This is a genomic window from Sphingomonas sp. Leaf25 (assembly GCF_001421635.1).
Classification (GTDB): Bacteria; Pseudomonadota; Alphaproteobacteria; order Sphingomonadales; family Sphingomonadaceae; genus Sphingomonas.
In genome coordinates, this window is record NZ_LMKU01000033.1 from 607,556 (window position 1) to 623,188 (window position 15,633).

Consider the following 15,633-nt stretch of genomic DNA (forward strand, 5'->3'; position numbering starts at 1 on the left):
CCGGGGTTTCGTAACAGTCTCTTACAGGAAGAAGTCGTTGGCGGTCAGATTGTGGTGGCCGAGCAGCGCGATCGAGAAGTCGGCGACGCTGCCGACCCCGGTATTGCCCTCGACGACGGTATATTCCTTGCCGTCGATCATCTGGAAGCTGAAGCGCAACTGCGCCGCGCCGGTGAACTTCGCGCCGGCGTTGCCGAGCAGGCTGAACGCCTGATCGCCGCGCGCCAACGACGACGTGTTGGCGTCGATCGCCGACAGGTCGATCTTGTCCTCGCCCGAACGGAAATCGGTGATGACATCGCGCAGTGACGACGACGTCAGCGTATCGCCGCTACGCTCGAACCGGAACACGTCGGCACCGGCACCACCGGTCATGACGTCGCGGTCGTCGCCGCCGATCAGCGTGTCGTTGCCATCGCCGCCGTTCAGCGTGTCGCGCCCGTCGCCGCCGATCAGCGTGTCGTTGCCGCCAAGGCCGTTCAGCACGTCGTTGCCCCAGCTCCCGTTGAGCATGTCCTGCTCGCTGGTGCCGTTCATCGTTTCGGAAAAGATCGTTCCGGTCTGGTTCAGCCCGACGACGTCCTTCACGAACACCCACAGCAACTGCTTGTCGCTGACGCCGTAGGAATCGGTCGCGACGACGGTCACGTCATAGATGTTGTTGCGGTCGGAATCCTGCGGGTTCTCGAAATCGGGCGCGGTCTTGAACGTCAGCACGCCGCTCACCGGATCGATATTGAACAGCGATCCCTCGCCCCCCGCCGCGATCGAATAGCGGATGCTGTCGCCGTCGCCGAGGTTCGGATCGGTCGCGGTGACGGTCGCGACGGTCGCCGTGTTCTCGCTCACGCTTATCGAGCCGTTGTCACCGCCGCCTGACGACGTGATCGTCGGCCCGCCGGTCTGTTCGAACACGTTCTTGACCGTGACGTACAGCAGTTGCTTGTCGGTTGCGCCGAACGAATCGGTCGCGACGACGGTCACGTCATAGATGTTGTTGCGGTCCGCATCCTGCGGCTTCTCGAAATCGGGCGCGTTCTTGAACGTCACCACGCCGGTTACCGGATCGATGTTGAACAGGTGGCCTTCGCGACCCGGATCGATCGAATAGCGCACGCTGTCGCCATCGCGCACATCGGGGTCGGTCGCGGTGATGGTCGCGACGGCGGTCGTGTTCTCCGTCACCACCGGAATCCACGCCGCATCGCTGCCCGCGAACGACGTGATCGTCGGCCCGCCGGTCTGTTCGACCGCGTTGTTGACGCTCACCCACAGCAACTGCTTGTCGACCACGCCGCGCGCATCGGTGGCGACGACGGTGACGTCATAGATGTTGTCGCGGTTCGAATCCTGCGGATTTTCGAAATCGGGGGCCTTCATGAACTTCAGCACGCCCGTCACCGGGTCGATCTCGAACAGCCGGCCCTCGCCGCCTTCGCCGATCGAATAGCGGATCGCGTCGCCCTGCGCGACGTTCGGATCGGTCGCGACGACCGCGCCGACGACCGTGTTGTTCTCGGCCAGCGCCATCTGGCCCCAGTCGCCGCCACCAGCCGACGTGATCGTCGGGCCGGCGTTGGCGATCTGCTGCACCTTCACGACATGGCTGCCGATCGCGCCCAGATCGATCGTCGCAACCTCGCCGATCAGCGATTCGAGCTTGCCGCCCTCGACCGTGATCCAGTTGGTGCCCGGCGCCTTCAGGTCGATCTTGACCTTGCCCTCGCCCTCGGCGGTGAAGCTGATGTCCTTGCCGTCGCCCGTCACCGATTGCAGCGATGCGCGCATCGGCAGTTCGGTGATGTGGGTCACGTCGTCGGCCGCCGCGCCCATCTTGATCTCGAAGCTGCCGCCATTGGTCGGCAGGAACACCTTGTCGCCGCTGTACGCAAACCAGCCGGTGACGCTCTGGATCACCTGACCGGCCTTCTGTCCGTCGACGTCGAGCGCGAACACGCCGGTGCCGAGCGGCGAGGTGACGGTGGCGTTGATCGTGTCGCCGACCACGCTGGTGACGATCCGCGCCTGATCGAACGCCTGCACCCGCGCCGCAAGGTCGGCGAGCGTCACGAATTCGATCCCGCTCTTAGCCGCCATCGCGACGAATTCGGTGAACATCGCCTGGGTATAGGCGCTTGCCTGACCATCGGCCGACCACATCGTCGGGCCGTAATCATGCCACGGCCACACCACCACCGGCGCGTCGCCATTGGCGGTCAGCGTGCTGAATTCCTTGGCCCACACCGCCTGCGCTTCGGCGACGGTCTTCTTCTGGAATTCGATCAGCGAGAAGTCGAACGAGGTGTTCGGCGCGATATAGACCTGGCCCGACTTCGCATTGTCGGGGTTCATGAACCCGATGGCGTTGGGATAGCCCGCGCCGACGCCCGAATACCCACCCGACAGATATTGCACGTACTTCAGGATTTCCTGCGACGTGGCGATCTGTTCGGGGGCGCCGGGAACCGCCGCACCCGTCACCTTGGCATCGCGGCCGATGAAGTCGCTGATCTGCTTCTGCAATTCGGCGCGGCTCTGGCCGAATTCATAGGCGACCTGCTCCGCCGTCAGCACGTTGGTGTCGTGCGGATGGGTGTAGCTGTGGGTGCCGATCTCGTTGCCCATGTCGAGCAGCGCTTTGTAATAGGGCAGCGATACCGCCCAGTCGGTCGACTGGCCCGTCGTTGGGCTGTTGCCGATGTTGACGTAATAGCTGCCGACGAAGTTGTATTTTTCCTTCCAGTCGGCAAGCAGCGGGATCAGCTTGTCGTAGATGCCCGGCGCGTTCTCTTCCGGGTTGACCTCGTCGCGCTCCTGGCTCTGGTCCATGTCGACGCGCGACGCGAACATGCCGCTCTGCCGCGTCATCTGCAGACCGACCGACAGGCCGTTGCCGTGGACCGAATAATCGATCGCCTTCTGCAACATGTTCTCGTCGGCCATCACCGCTTCCGACGAGAAGATGACGTTGCGCCCGCCGGTCTGCGTCGCGATCGCCGCCGAATAGGTTTCGCCGTTGACCGTCTCGGTCGCGATCGTCTGGCCGGTGCCGCTCTCGCTCTTGAATGCGTTCCAGCCCACGCCCTTGTATTCGTGGACCACCTGCCCGTCGGCATAGCCGTCGAGCACGGTGCCGTTCGGATCGGTCGCCTTGATCGTCACGTCGGCGGGGAAGCCGCCGGTCACGCGGGTCGCGTCGAACAACAGCTTCATCCGGCTGTAGCTGTCGCCGGGCAGCGCGTTGCCCGCCTGGTCGTTGGTCATGAACTCGCCGGCGGCGACCAGGCCGATGCCGAACTGCTTGGTCGCCTGCTCCAGCGTCTGCGCGATCAGGTCGGCCTTGCCCGCATCGACGTTGCGGAACGACGGAAAGACGATGCTGTCGTATTTCGCCAGCGTCGACAGGCTGGTCAGATCGCTCTCGGTCAGCACGTCGAACGGCACGCCTGCCTGCATCGCCTGGCTTTGCGCGGCCATGAACAACTGCGAATAGGCGGTCTTGCTGAAATAGGCGTTGGCGGTCGACTCCGACCACACGATCGCGATGCGGTGCGCCGGGTCGGCGGCGATGCCGGTGTCGTTGAACACCGTGAACGGCGTCGACGAATAATTGCCCGGCAGGAATACGTCGTCGTTCACGTCGAAGATGGTGTCGATCGCCTGCGGATTGCCGATCGCCGCCTTGGGCACGCGGAACTCGACGGTCGACTTGTCCGCCGACCACACCGCCTCGAGATTGGCGAGCACCAGCGTCTCGCCGGCCTTGCCGGTATAGAGCGATACGGTGCCATCGCCGTTGAAATTGACGTTGTATTCCGCTCCGCCGGCGAACCCGAACACCTGATGCCCGGTGGTCGCGTTACGATCGGTGTTGAGCCACGCAGTGGTGTTCGCACCGATGACACCCGGCGCCTTCAGCGCGAAGGCAAAGGCGTCGCCGTCGCTCTTGGCATAGATCGCATAGCCCTCGCCCAGCCCACGGTCGATCCGGTCCGCCTGGTTCCAGTCGTTCAGATTCCCGTCGAGCGTGATCGGAGTCGCGTTCGCCATTGCCACCTAATCCCATGAATTCGATGGGACGGCGCTTCGCACCCCGCAACTAGTATCGCAAGTATCCATAAGGCGGTCGCAAGTCGCTGCTATGGTTAATCCGTATCACGCTGACACGCGGGGTGCGAATTCGGGACGATTCGGCCGGTTCGTCCCGAAATATTCATTATCGCACCGATCGCCGGTCGTGCAGCCAGTCGTTCAGCAGCATCGTCACCTCGCCCGGCCGTTCGAGCGGGGAGAGGTGTCCGCAGTTGCGCAGGATGCGGAACTCGGCATGCGGAATGCGCCGTGCTAGCGCGCGCGCATCGTCGGGCATGCAAATGCGGTCGCGGTCGCCGACCGCCACCAGCGTGGGCACATGAATCGCGCCGATCGCGGTGCTGATGTCGGGCCGTTCGAGCAGCGCGCGCCGCTGGCGTTCGAACACCGCGGTGCCGACGCGCTCGGCCATCGCCTGCACCGGACCGCTGACGATCGGGCTGAGCGAGGGGTCGGCGTGCGGCGCAGTGGCCAGCATGCCCTGTTCGCCCACCGTCCGGCTGCGCACGTCCATCGACGCGCGCGTGCCGAACAGCGCGATGCGCACCACCCGGTCGGGCGCCTGCCGCACCATCTCCATCGCGACATAGCCGCCCAGACTGACCCCGGCGACCGCGAAGCGCGGCGGCGCTTCGGCCAGCACGCGTGCGGCCATCGCCTCCAGCGTGTCGTCCTGCGACAAGTCGTTGAACTCGGGGGCCGCGACATCGGCCAGATCGAGGATCTGGTGCGCCCAGAGCCTCCCGTCGCATCCCATCGCGGGCAGCAGCATCAAAGGTACGAGCGAGGCTTCCATGGCCGGTATCTCCAGACTCAGCGGGCAGGGCGAAAGGCGAGGGGGGCGGCGACGAGCACGAGCACGACGCGCGTCAGGTGATGGACGATGACGAACCCGGGTTCGAGCGACAGGCCGAGCGCGACCATGCTCATCTCCGCCAGCCCGCCGGGCGAATAGCCCAGCGTCAGCAGGACGGGATCGAACCCGGTAAGATAGGCGATGGCGCAGGCCCATAGCGCGGTCAGCCCCAGCAGGATCGCGGTCGACCCCGCCGCCAGCGCGAGCGTGCGCAGCAGGACAGGCAGGGTCAGCCCGATGAAGCGGCAGCCGATCGTCGCGCCGAGGCCGACCTGCGCGGCGGCGACCACGGGGCCGGGGATACGGAAATCGCTGATGCCGGTCACATGCACCGCCGCGCTCACCGCCAGCGGGCCGATCAGGTGCCACGCCGGCAGCCGCAGCGCCCGCCCTACGACGAGGCCCACTCCCATGCAGCCCAAAGCCCATGGCAACAGGCTCCATGTGAACGCCCCGCCGCCGATCGTGGCCGCCACCGCCGCCTCGCCCGGCCGGATCAGGTGCAGCGCCCATGGCAGGGTGAACACCACCAGAAATATGCGCGCGCCGTGGATCAGCCCGATCGCGCGTTCGTCCGCGCCGTGGGTCTCGCCCATCAACACCATCTCGGCGATGCCGCCGGGCATCCCCGCGAAATAGGCGGTGGCCGGATCGAACTTCGCCACCCGCCGGAAATAGGTGACGCACAGGATCGCCGCGCTGCCGAGGAAGAACGGCAGGCACAGCAGCGGCACGATCCATTCTCGCGCCTGCGCCCACAGCCCGGGGTGGAAGCTGCTCCCCAGCACCACCCCGATCACCGCCGCCATCGGCCGCCTGGTCGCCGACGACGCCCGGATCGGCGCGCCGGCGACGCTGGCGACCGCGCAGGCCGCCATCGATCCCAGCACCCACGGCAGCGGCGCACCGGCCGCATCGAACGCCGCCCCGCCCGCACCCCCCACCGCCAGCGCGGCGAGGAAGCGCAGGGTCGTCGAGGCGGCGTCGCGGTTCATTACGCCACGAACGGGAAGGCGAGGGCGATCATGCCGACGATCGTCATCACCACGCACACCCCGATCGCGGGGAGCAGCGTGAACTTCTGGTGATCGGCCAGATCGATGCCGGCCAAGCTGACCAGCAGATAGGTCGAGGGGACGAGCGGGCTGAGCAGATGGACCGGCTGCCCCATCAGCGAGGCGCGTGCGATCGCCATCGGCGACACGCCGTAATGCGATCCCGCTTCGGCGAGGATCGGCAACATGCCGAAGTAGAAGGCGTCGTTGCTGATGAAGAAGGTGAAGGGGAGCGAGAGGAGCGCGGTGATCGGCGCCATATATGGCCCGAACGCGGGCGGGATGAAGCCGACGACTTCCTTACTCATCGCCTCGACCATGCCGGTGCCCGACAGGATACCGGTGAAGATGCCGGCGGCGAAGATCAGCGACACGACCGACAGCACGTTGCCGGCATGTGCGGCGATCCGCTCCTTCTGTTCGGCGACCTGCGGATAGTTGACGATCATCGCGATGGCGAAGGCGATCATCATCAGCACCGATAGTGGCAGGATGCCCCACACCAGCAGCGTCAGCAGCGCCACGACGAGCGCGCCATTGAACCAGATCAGGTGCGGCCGGCGCGCCTCGGGATATTGCGACACCGCCATGCCGGTGAATTCGGTCGGCTGGTTGGCCTTCACATGGCCGATGCGACGGCGTTCCTTCTTGCCGAACCAGAAGGCGAGCGCGAGCAGCGCGCCGAGGCCGACGAGCATGCCGGGGATCAGCGGCAGGAACAGCTCGGCCGGATCGAGCTTCAACGCGCTGGCCGCGCGCGCGGTCGGCCCGCCCCACGGCGTCAGGTTCATGATGCCGCTGGTCAGCATCAACAGGCAGCACAGGTACAGCCGGTTCATGTCATAGCGTTTGTACAGCGGCAGCAGCGCGGCGATGGTGATGATATAGGTCGTCGACCCATCGCCATCGAGGCTGACGACCGCGCACAGCGCGACCGTGCCGAGCAGGATGCGCAAGGGATCGCCATGCACCAGCCGGATCAGCTTTCCGACCAGCGGGTCGAACAGTCCGGTATCGGTCATGGTCGAGAAGAACAGGATCGCGAACAGCAGCATCACGCCGGTGGGCGCGAGGTTCTTGATGCCGTCGATCATCATGTCGCCAAGCCCCGCCGCCTGTCCGGCGATGACGCCGAACATCGTGGGGATGACGATCAACGCCACCAGCGGCGTCATCTTCTTCGTCATGATGAGGGTCATGAAGACCGCCACCATCGCGAAGCCAAGCAGGGCGAGGCTCATGTCAGTGTCTCCGGGATGTGGGGGGATCAGAAGGTGACGGCCACGCGGCCGCTGATGGTCTGGCCGCTGTCCTGGCCGGTATAGGCGCCGGTGCGGTTGTCGGTGTTCCAGTGGATGCCGTTCAACTGGAAGCGGGTGAAGCTGTTGAGATACCAGTTGACGCCCAGCGTCGCGGCCCAGCCCTCGCCGCCGGTCAGCAGGTCGGTATAGTCGAGGCTTTCGTAGCGCGCGGTCAGCTCGATCGCGCCGGGGCCGCCGTCGAACGTCGGGCGCTTCACCTTGGGCTGGCCGAAGCTGCCCAGACGCGGGTTGTATGGCGGCAGGTCGCCGGTCAGGAAGAACCCGCCCGAGATGCTCCACGCCTTGCTGTCGAAATCGCCATTGGCGACCGTGCGCGCCTCGCGCCGGCCGGCCTCGGCCATCAGCCACGCCGGCCCCTTGTAGCCACCCAGTTCGAGGCCGTAGCCGGTGGTGCCGGTCCCGCCCAGCAGCGGCCCCGACGACACGCGCAGCGCCCCGTTGAAGCGCCCGCCGATCACCGTGTTGCGCGTCAGCGACGTGTTGGCGGGGGAGAGCGATTCATCGAAGCCCCACGCGCCCAGATGCAGCACGCTGTCGGGCGTCTTGATCGGGTTCCAGTGCGCGCGCGCCAGCACGGTGCGCCCGTCGGCCACCGCCTGTGCCCCGTCGATGCGGTCGCCGGTGACGGTCAGCGAGGCGTGGCCCGTCTTCCAGAACACACGCGGCATGATGCCCACGCCATAGAAACCACGCTGCGGGATGATCGCGGTCGCAACCGTGGTGCGTTCGAGGAACGGCGTCGAATCCGACCCCGTCGACCCCTCGAACCCGCGATCGTTGAACAGGTGCCCGGCGCGCACGTCGTAATCGATCCCCGGCGCGATCCGGTTGCGCCACCCCATGAAGGCAGTGACGACATCGACGTCGTTTTCGGAGAAATCGATCTCGAACTGGTAGAAGAAATGCGTGCCGACCCCGCCTTCGAGGCCGAGGCGCAGCGCGCGCATGCCGGTGGTCGTGATGTTGCGCGCACCATAGTCCGACCCGAAGGTCGAGCTGACGTCGGCGAGGATGCGCCCGCGCGGCTTGAAGGTGTAGACGCCATCGGCCGAATGGAACACCGGCAGCCCTGCGCCCCATTCGGTGGTCAGCCCCGACGGGTTGTCGCGCGCCGCCTGCGCCTGCGTGACGTCGCGGTCGGCCGGGCCGGGGGGTGCTAGCTGCGGCGCGAACGGCACGGTGCGGCGCGGCTGTGTATTGGCGGTCTGCGGCAGCAGCAGCGCCGGGTCGGCGCCCTGTTGCGCCAGTTGCGCGGTCGGGACGGTCGTGGTCGTCGGCGCGGACGCGGCGGCGCTCTGCTGCCCCTCGATCCGGTCGAGCCGCGCGCGCAGCGTCTGGATTTCCGCCGCCTGCTGCCGCACCAGTTCGGCCAGCTCGGCCGGGGTCGGCGTCTGGGCCAGCGCCGGGGTGGCGACGGTCAGCGCGACGAAGGCGCAGCCACTAGCGAAATGTCTCATTGCGAAGCTCCGGTAAGGACCCTGCGCCATTCACGCAGGAAGCGCTGGCGGGTGATGCGGTCGAGATTGACGAGAAGTTGCGGGCCGACGCGGATCGGCCGTGCCTGTGCCGGCGGCAGCCGCCGGGCGGGTACGTCGGTGCGCACGGGCCACAGGCTGGCACGCGCGAGCAGGCTCTGCCCCCGACGCGACAGCAGGAAATCGAGGAACAGCTTGGCCGATGCCGGCGCGCGCGCGGCACGCGGCACGAACGCGATGCGCGAGGTGACGAGCGTATAGTCGCTGGGGAACACCACGCCGATCCGCCGGTCGCTCTTGGCCCGTTCCAGCGCATAGGAGCCGATGACATTATATGCGATCGCCTGCCGCCCTGCTGCCACCGCCGCCAGCATCGGCTCGGTATTGCCCGCCAGCACCGGCTTCGTCGCGGCGATCGCGGCCAGCAGGTCGCGCGTGTCGCGCGTCGCCGCCATGTCCTGCGTCAGATACAGATAGCCGACGTTCGAGCGCGCCGGATCGAAGGTCGTGACCCGCCCGGTGAACAGCTTTGCCCGCGCGCGCAGCAATTGCGTCAGCGCGGCATGGCTGCGCGGCATCTTTGTGTCAGGGATCAGCCGCCGGTTGTAGACGATGCCGATCGGCTCGGCGGTGACGCCATAGCCCATGTTCTTCCACACCGCGGTGGGTGGCAGCGCGGGCTTCTCGGGGCTGGCATAGGCCTGCGCCAGCCCGTCGTTGATGAGCTTGACCTGCAAATCCATCGCCGACGACCAGACAAGGTCGGCCGAGCGCTTGCCCGAGCGCGTCTCAATGACAAGCCGGCGATAGATGTCGATCGAATTGAGGTCGGCATAGCGCACCCGCACCCCCGGATAGGTGCTGCGGAACGCCGCCAGCACGCTCGCCAATTCGGCGGTATCGGCATTGCCGTAGACGATCGCGCCGCCCTCGGCCTTCGCGGCGGCGATCAGCGCGTCATAGGAACGGGGATAGCCGGTCGGGCGCTGCTGCGCGGCGGCGGGGACGCCCACGCCTGCAACGATCACCAATGACAATAGGATCTTGCGCATCCCGGTTCCTCTCGTGCTTTTCCGTTTCTCTGGATCGGATAAGCTGGAATGATGCGATACGTGGTGAAGCTGTCAGCAACCTTTCATGCCCCGAGGCATTTTTGCGCATCCTGATGATCGAGGACGACGCCGCGCTCGCCCGCAGCATCGCCGCGTTGCTGCGCGGCGGCGGCCATGCGGTCGACCATGTCGCGTCGGGCGAGGAGGCGCTGGAGGTGGTCGGCGGCGAACCCTATGCGCTGGCGATCCTCGACGTCGGGCTGCCCGGCATCGATGGCTTCACCGTGCTGCGCGAGATGCGCCGGCGCGGCGAGCGCGTGCCGGTGCTGATGCTGACCGCGCGCGATGCGCTCGACGACCGGGTGCGGGGCCTCGACCTCGGCGCCGATGATTATCTGCGCAAACCCTTCGAGCCGGAAGAACTGGAGGCCCGCGTCCGCGCGCTTGGCCGCCGGCGCGGCGGCGATCCGGTGCCCGAACTGACCGTGGGCACACTGGTCCTGAACCGCTCGACCGGCACCGCGCAGGTTGGGACACGCACCCTCGACTTGCGCCGCCGCGAATGGGCGGTGCTCGACACACTCGCCACCCGCGCCGGACAGGTGGTGCCGCGCGACCTGCTGCTGTCCGAAGTGTTCGGCTATGACGAACCGGTCGGCCCCAACGCGATCGAGGTGAACGTCACCCGCCTGCGCACCAAGCTCGCCCCCGACGGCCCGCAGATCCGCACGGTGCGCGGCGTCGGCTACCTGCTGGACGCGGGGTGAAGGAGATGATGCCTGATGGCTCCCCTCCCTGGAAGAGAGGGGCCGGGGGTGGGTCGGCCCGCGAGGGACCGCACGCCAACCAACCGGCCGACCCACCCCCAACCCCTCCCTGTCAGGGAGGGGAGCCATAGTCCCCTGATGCCCGCCCCCCGCGCCATCGCGCTGCGCACGCGCCTGCTCGCCGCCATGCTCGGCCCGCTCGCGCTGGTGGCGGTCGTCGTCGCGCTGGTCGGCGCGACGCTCATCGCCGACGTCGTGCGCCGCACCAACGATCGCGTGCTCGGCGGCGCGCTGGGTGCGATCGCCGAAACGGTCGAGGTCGAACGCGGTGAGGTGACGCTCGACCTGCCACCCGCTGCCTTCGGCATGCTGGAGAACGGCGAGCGCGATAACGTCTACTACCGTATCGCGGTCGGCGGCGATCTGCTCACCGGCTATGCCGATCTTCCCGCGCCCGATCCTGCCGATCTGACGACCGACGTGCCGCGCTTCCGCTTCGCCACCTATCGCGGTCAGCGCATCCGCATCGCCGAGGTCCGCCGCGCGCTGCCCGCGATTGCGCAGCCGGTGGTGGTGCAGGTGGCCGAAACGCTCGACAACCGCGCCGCGCTTACCCGGCGGCTGGTCGTGGCGCTGCTGGTCGGCGAGCTGCTGCTGGTCGGCATCGCCGTGCTGCTGCTGCGCCCGGCACTCGGCTGGAGCCTGCGCCCGCTCGCCCGCCTGCGCGGCGCGGTGGAGGCACGCGACGGCCGCGCGCTGCCCGACCTCTCGCCGCTCGATCCGGGGCCATTGCCCATCGAACTCCGCCCGCTTGCCACCGCCTTCGACCGGCTGCTGGCACAGCTCGATACCGCGACCGCCGCCACCCGCCGCTTCACCGCCGACGCCTCGCACCAGATGCGCACGCCCTTGTCGGTGCTGAAACTGCAAGTCGCACTCGCCCGGCGCGGCGAGGCCGATGCGCTCGACGAGATCGGCGATGCCGTCACCCGGCTCGAACGGCTGCTTACCCAGCTTCTGTCGCTCGCCCGCGCCGAGGAAGCCGGTGCCGCCGCCCCGTTCGAACAGGTCGATCTGCGCAAGGTCGCCACCGCCGTCATTTCGCGCCGCATCGCGCAGGGGATCGAGGCGGGGGTCGACCTGCAACTCGATGCCGCCGACGATCGCAGCTTCGTCGTCGCGGGCTATTGGTCGCTGCTGTTCGAGATCGTGAGCAACCTGATCGACAATGGCATCCGCTACAACGCGCGCGGCGGCACCGTGACCATCGCGCTGGCGCTGACCCCCGATGCGGTGCTGCTGATCGTCCGTGACGACGGCCCCGGCATCCCCGCCGCCGACCGCGCCCGCGCCTTCGAGCGGTTCGTCCGGCTGGGGCCGGCGGACGGCCCCGACGGCAGCGGTCTGGGTTTGGCGGTGGTCCGCTCGGCAGCCGAACGCATGGCCGCCAGCGTCGAGCTGTCCGACGCGCAACCCGGCCTGTGCGTGACGCTGCGCTTTCCGACGCCTTGACGTGGACCGGCGCGTCGCGCCGCTATCCGGCCCATAATCGTCATTCCCGCGAAGGCGGGAATCCATAAACGCTACCGTAACGACTCTAGCACAAGCGTCGGCGTGTATGGATTCCCGCCTGCGCGGGAATGACGAAATTGTGCGCAATAAGGTGACTCACCCCCGCGCGAACAGCACGTTCCCCGCCCACACCCGGTCGCCGGTCGCGACCCCTTCGGCCAGCCGGTACGGCGCGGGCAACAGCATCACGATCGTCGAGCCATGCTCGAACCATCCCATCTCTTCGCCCTGTTCCAGCCGCGCATCGCACGTCGCCACCGGCTCCGCCCGCTCGCGCAGCAGCTTTACCGTGTCGAGGAAGGTCAGCCGGATCGCCGCGACCAGGATCGCCGCCACCGGCACCAGCAACACCGGCGTGCCATCGTCCAGCCGTAGCCGCACCGTCGCGCGCTCGTTGCGGCAATACAGCCGTTCGACCCGTTTGAGCGCGGGCGGGTTCACGTTGAAACAATCGCCCGGAAAATAACGCACCCGGTCGACCGTCCCGTCCTGCGGCGCATGGAACCGGTGATACATCCCTGCCGTCAGCCGCAGCGTCACGAAGCTCCCGCCGAGATAGGCTTCGCCCTCACCCCCGGTCAGTTCGGCAATCGAATAGCGCTGCCCCTTGGCCTGCACGATGCTGTCGCGCTCGATTCGACCACTCGCGACGATAATCCCGTCCGACGGCGACGCGATCTGATTCGCATTCGCCGCAAAGGTCCGCGCGCCCGACCGCAGCCGCCGGATGAAACAGGCGTGCATCGAGGGCCAGCGCGTCTCCGCCGCATCGGACAGGTCGACCGCGCTGAACGTCCGCCACACCGCGATCGATGCCCTGGCAATCCACGGCTGCTCGATCTTGCTGAACCGCCCCATCGCCCGCGTAAGCGTGCGGCGCGGCAGCCAGTTCGTCGCGGCATAGTTGAGCGATTCGATCGCGGTCAGTCTGGCGATCATCCGGGCGAGCGGGTTGGGCGAAGTCTGTTCCATCGCCGTCATCAATAGTTCGTCATCGGGTCATATTCGCGTCAGCCATGTCGCCGCTCGCTCTCGCTCTCGCCGCCGCCACCGCCGGCCTCGTCGCCACCAGGGGGCGCACCCGCCTCGCGCTCAGCCGCGCCAAGCACGGCTCGCTGACCGGCCATGTCCGCTGGGGCCAGCGGATCGCGCGCCAGGTCGCCTTCTACGACTATGACGACGCGCGCTTCTTCGCCGCCGACGATGTGCCCGCAGAGATCGCCGCACAGCGCCGCGCCGGTTTCGATCGCCTCTCCGCGCTCTACGCCGAGCGTTTCGCCAAAACCGTCGCCGCGACGAAGGACCTGCGCGAAGGTCTGTCTGACCTGCAATTCACCGGCCGCTACCGCGTGCCGTTCCAGTTCAGTGCGCTGGTCCGTGATCGCCTCGCCACCGGGGCATTCTACGAATCCTCGGCCGGCGTCACCGTCACCGACCTCGACGGCAATGTCTTTTACGACCTCGCCGGCTCCTACGGCGTCAACCTGTTCGGCCACGACTTCTACAAATCGTGCATTGCCGAGGGCAGCGCGCGAGTCGCTGCGCTTGGCCCGGTGCTCGGCACCTACCACCCGCTCATCACCGCCAACGTCGCCCGGTTGAAGGCGATCAGCGGCATGGACGAGGTGTCGTTCCACATGTCGGGCACCGAAGCGGTGATGCAGGCGGTGCGCCTTGCCCGCTATCACACCCGTCGTCGCCGGGTGGTGCGCTTCGCCGGGGCCTATCACGGTTGGTGGGGCGATGTGCAGCCTGGCATCGGCAACCCGGTGCCGCAGGACAACACGCTGACACTGGCCGAAATGTCCGAGCGCACCCTCCATGTGCTGGCCACGCGCAAGGACATCGCCTGCGTGCTGGTGAACCCGTTGCAGGCGCTCCACCCCAACAAGGGCGCACCCTCCGACGGCACGCTGGTCGACAGCAGCCGCGCCGCCCATCTCGATCGCGCCGCCTATCGCGACTGGCTGGTCAGGCTGCGCGACGTCTGCACCAAGGCCGGCGTGGTGTTGATCTTCGACGAGGTGTTCATGGGCTTCCGCTTGGCAAAGGGCGGCATGGCCGAGGCGTTCGGCGTGGCACCCGATATGGTGACATATGGCAAAACGCTGGGCGGCGGCTTACCCGTAGGCGTGCTGTGCGGCCGTGCCGATCTGATGACCCGCTTCCGCGCCGATCGCCCTGCCGACATCTGTTTCGCGCGCGGCACCTTCAACGCGCATCCGTATGTGATGGGGGCGATGGACGTGTTCCTCGATCGCCTCGATTCGCCGCAGGTTCAGGCAATGTATGACGGCGTCGATACCCGCTGGGACGCGCGGATCGCGCAGTTTAATGCGGCGATGGCGGCGGCCAACCTCCCGGTACGCGCGGCGGGCATGCAGACGGTGTGGACCGTGACCTACACCGTGCCGTCGCGCTACAACTGGATGCTGCAATATTATCTGCGCGCGGAGGGGCTGGCGCTGAGCTGGGTCGGCACCGGCCGCCTGATCTTCAGCCTCGACTATGACGATGCGGCGTTCGCCGACGTCGTGGCGCGCTTCGTCGCGGCGGCGCGCGCGATGCAGGCCGATGGCTGGTGGTGGTCGGCGCCCGGCACCACCGACAAGCTGCTGCGCCGGACGGTGCTGAAGGAAACCCTCGCCAAGCGCTTCGGGCGGGGGTGGGCAGGACGGTGATGGCGAATGCTGCCCAGTGCAATCTTCCACCGGCCCGCCACGGGCAAAGCCCGTGGCGTCGAACAGCGCTTTTCGCGCCGCCGGCCGGGCGCGCCTACTTCGGCTCGGGAGTAGCTGCGCTACCCCCTTGCCCGGCGCGCCTTAATGCCGTGCCGCTTCCTGCAGATCGGTATCGATCCGCGCACCCTTCAACAACTGCACCGGCGCCTTGCGATACAGCACGAAGTCGTTGAACGGGTCGGTGATGATCTTCGTCGCCCACACCAGCCCAGTCATCACGTCGCGCTGCACGAACAACTGCACCACCCGGAACACCAGCCCGCCGACCGCGAAGCCCAGCCACAGCAGCGCAAGGTGCCGCAGGAAACCGACGAAGCCGACATGCGGCTCGAACAGGCCGAAGAACGTCGGGTCGATCAGCAGCGGGATCGGCGTCGCCGCCCACAGTCCCATGAACACCACTTTGCGGAACAGGTTGTAGCCGACCTTGATCTCTTCCTTGTGGGCGTGCGTCGCCTGGTTCTGGTGATCGTAGGTCTTGGGCTCGAAGAAGAAATGGCCCGATTGCCGCGCGGTCATCGCCACCAGCCAGCCGAGCAGGCTGGCGACGGCCGGGTCTATCCACACCACCACATAAGCGATCAGGAACGTCGTTGCGCTGACGAAATGCAGCGCTTGGTTGATGATGCTGTGGTGATAATAGCGGTGATCGTCCCACCGCTGTTCCTTCAACGCTTCCTTGAAACCGGACATCGTAGCAG

The 15,633-nt window shown here is 67.2% G+C and carries 11 protein-coding genes; 3 read left to right on the top strand and 8 right to left on the bottom strand.

The annotated features are described in order from the left end of the window. Window positions 1–21 precede the first annotated feature (21 nt). The 6 genes from ASE78_RS17715 to ASE78_RS17740 all read right to left on the bottom strand — a co-directional run bounded on the left by ASE78_RS17715 (window position 22) and on the right by ASE78_RS17740 (window position 9,852). Window positions 22–4,050, bottom strand: coding sequence for a cadherin domain-containing protein (locus ASE78_RS17715; RefSeq protein ID WP_082467309.1), 4,029 nt, complete (start codon window positions 4,048–4,050; stop codon window positions 22–24). Between the two features lie 166 nt (window positions 4,051–4,216). Further along, window positions 4,217–4,888 carry an alpha/beta fold hydrolase gene (locus ASE78_RS17720; protein WP_156351553.1) on the bottom strand — a complete coding sequence of 224 codons (672 nt, stop codon included), beginning with the start codon at window positions 4,886–4,888 and terminating at the stop codon, window positions 4,217–4,219. A gap of 17 nt (window positions 4,889–4,905) precedes the next feature. Further along, a complete protein-coding gene (locus ASE78_RS17725; protein ID WP_056498984.1) occupies window positions 4,906–5,943 on the bottom strand; it encodes an AbrB family transcriptional regulator in 1,038 nt (345 codons plus the stop codon). Continuing rightward, entirely contained in the window at window positions 5,943–7,244 is a 1,302-nt protein-coding gene (locus ASE78_RS17730) for a CitMHS family transporter (protein ID WP_055758313.1), read from the bottom strand. The genes ASE78_RS17725 and ASE78_RS17730 overlap by 1 nt, the downstream gene beginning before the upstream one ends. Before the next feature lie 26 nt (window positions 7,245–7,270). After that, on the bottom strand, window positions 7,271–8,782 hold the full coding sequence (locus tag ASE78_RS17735) for an OprO/OprP family phosphate-selective porin (protein WP_056498987.1): 1,512 nt from the start codon (window positions 8,780–8,782) through the stop codon (window positions 7,271–7,273). Further along, a complete protein-coding gene (locus ASE78_RS17740) occupies window positions 8,779–9,852 on the bottom strand; it encodes an ABC transporter substrate-binding protein (RefSeq protein ID WP_056498989.1) in 1,074 nt (357 codons plus the stop codon). The genes ASE78_RS17735 and ASE78_RS17740 overlap by 4 nt, the downstream gene beginning before the upstream one ends. Before the next feature lie 113 nt (window positions 9,853–9,965). On the opposite strand from ASE78_RS17740, the gene ASE78_RS17745 reads away from it, so the two are divergent. Beyond that, on the top strand, window positions 9,966–10,619 hold the full coding sequence (locus tag ASE78_RS17745) for a response regulator transcription factor (RefSeq protein ID WP_056499338.1): 654 nt from the start codon (window positions 9,966–9,968) through the stop codon (window positions 10,617–10,619). A 138-nt stretch (window positions 10,620–10,757) separates the two neighbouring features. Then, a complete protein-coding gene (locus ASE78_RS17750) occupies window positions 10,758–12,131 on the top strand; it encodes a sensor histidine kinase (RefSeq protein ID WP_056498992.1) in 1,374 nt (457 codons plus the stop codon). Between the two features lie 156 nt (window positions 12,132–12,287). Here ASE78_RS17750 and asd read toward each other — a convergent pair whose 3' ends face one another. Then, window positions 12,288–13,163: an archaetidylserine decarboxylase gene (asd, locus tag ASE78_RS17755; protein WP_200911083.1), complete on the bottom strand. Its 876-nt coding sequence runs from the start codon at window positions 13,161–13,163 to the stop codon at window positions 12,288–12,290. 44 nt (window positions 13,164–13,207) lie between these two features. On the opposite strand from asd, the gene ASE78_RS17760 reads away from it, so the two are divergent. Further along, window positions 13,208–14,872 (top strand): aminotransferase class III-fold pyridoxal phosphate-dependent enzyme, encoded by a 1,665-nt coding sequence (locus ASE78_RS17760; protein WP_056498995.1) that lies wholly within the window; start codon window positions 13,208–13,210, stop codon window positions 14,870–14,872. 141 nt (window positions 14,873–15,013) lie between these two features. On the opposite strand, the gene ASE78_RS17765 is transcribed toward ASE78_RS17760, so the two are convergent. Continuing rightward, window positions 15,014–15,625, bottom strand: a complete 612-nt coding sequence (locus tag ASE78_RS17765; protein WP_056498998.1) for a hypothetical protein — start codon at window positions 15,623–15,625, stop codon at window positions 15,014–15,016. Window positions 15,626–15,633 lie beyond the last annotated feature (8 nt).

Coding starts and splice junctions, on each gene's coding strand:
- ASE78_RS17715 (WP_082467309.1), bottom strand. CDS start 4,050: ATGGCGAACGCGACTCCGATCACGCTCGACGGGAATCTGAACGACTGG.
- ASE78_RS17720 (WP_156351553.1), bottom strand. CDS start 4,888: ATGGAAGCCTCGCTCGTACCTTTGATGCTGCTGCCCGCGATGGGATGC.
- ASE78_RS17725 (WP_056498984.1), bottom strand. CDS start 5,943: ATGAACCGCGACGCCGCCTCGACGACCCTGCGCTTCCTCGCCGCGCTG.
- ASE78_RS17730 (WP_055758313.1), bottom strand. CDS start 7,244: ATGAGCCTCGCCCTGCTTGGCTTCGCGATGGTGGCGGTCTTCATGACC.
- ASE78_RS17735 (WP_056498987.1), bottom strand. CDS start 8,782: ATGAGACATTTCGCTAGTGGCTGCGCCTTCGTCGCGCTGACCGTCGCC.
- ASE78_RS17740 (WP_056498989.1), bottom strand. CDS start 9,852: ATGCGCAAGATCCTATTGTCATTGGTGATCGTTGCAGGCGTGGGCGTC.
- ASE78_RS17745 (WP_056499338.1), top strand. CDS start 9,966: ATGATCGAGGACGACGCCGCGCTCGCCCGCAGCATCGCCGCGTTGCTG.
- ASE78_RS17750 (WP_056498992.1), top strand. CDS start 10,758: ATGCCCGCCCCCCGCGCCATCGCGCTGCGCACGCGCCTGCTCGCCGCC.
- asd (WP_200911083.1), bottom strand. CDS start 13,163: ATGGAACAGACTTCGCCCAACCCGCTCGCCCGGATGATCGCCAGACTG.
- ASE78_RS17760 (WP_056498995.1), top strand. CDS start 13,208: ATGTCGCCGCTCGCTCTCGCTCTCGCCGCCGCCACCGCCGGCCTCGTC.
- ASE78_RS17765 (WP_056498998.1), bottom strand. CDS start 15,625: ATGTCCGGTTTCAAGGAAGCGTTGAAGGAACAGCGGTGGGACGATCAC.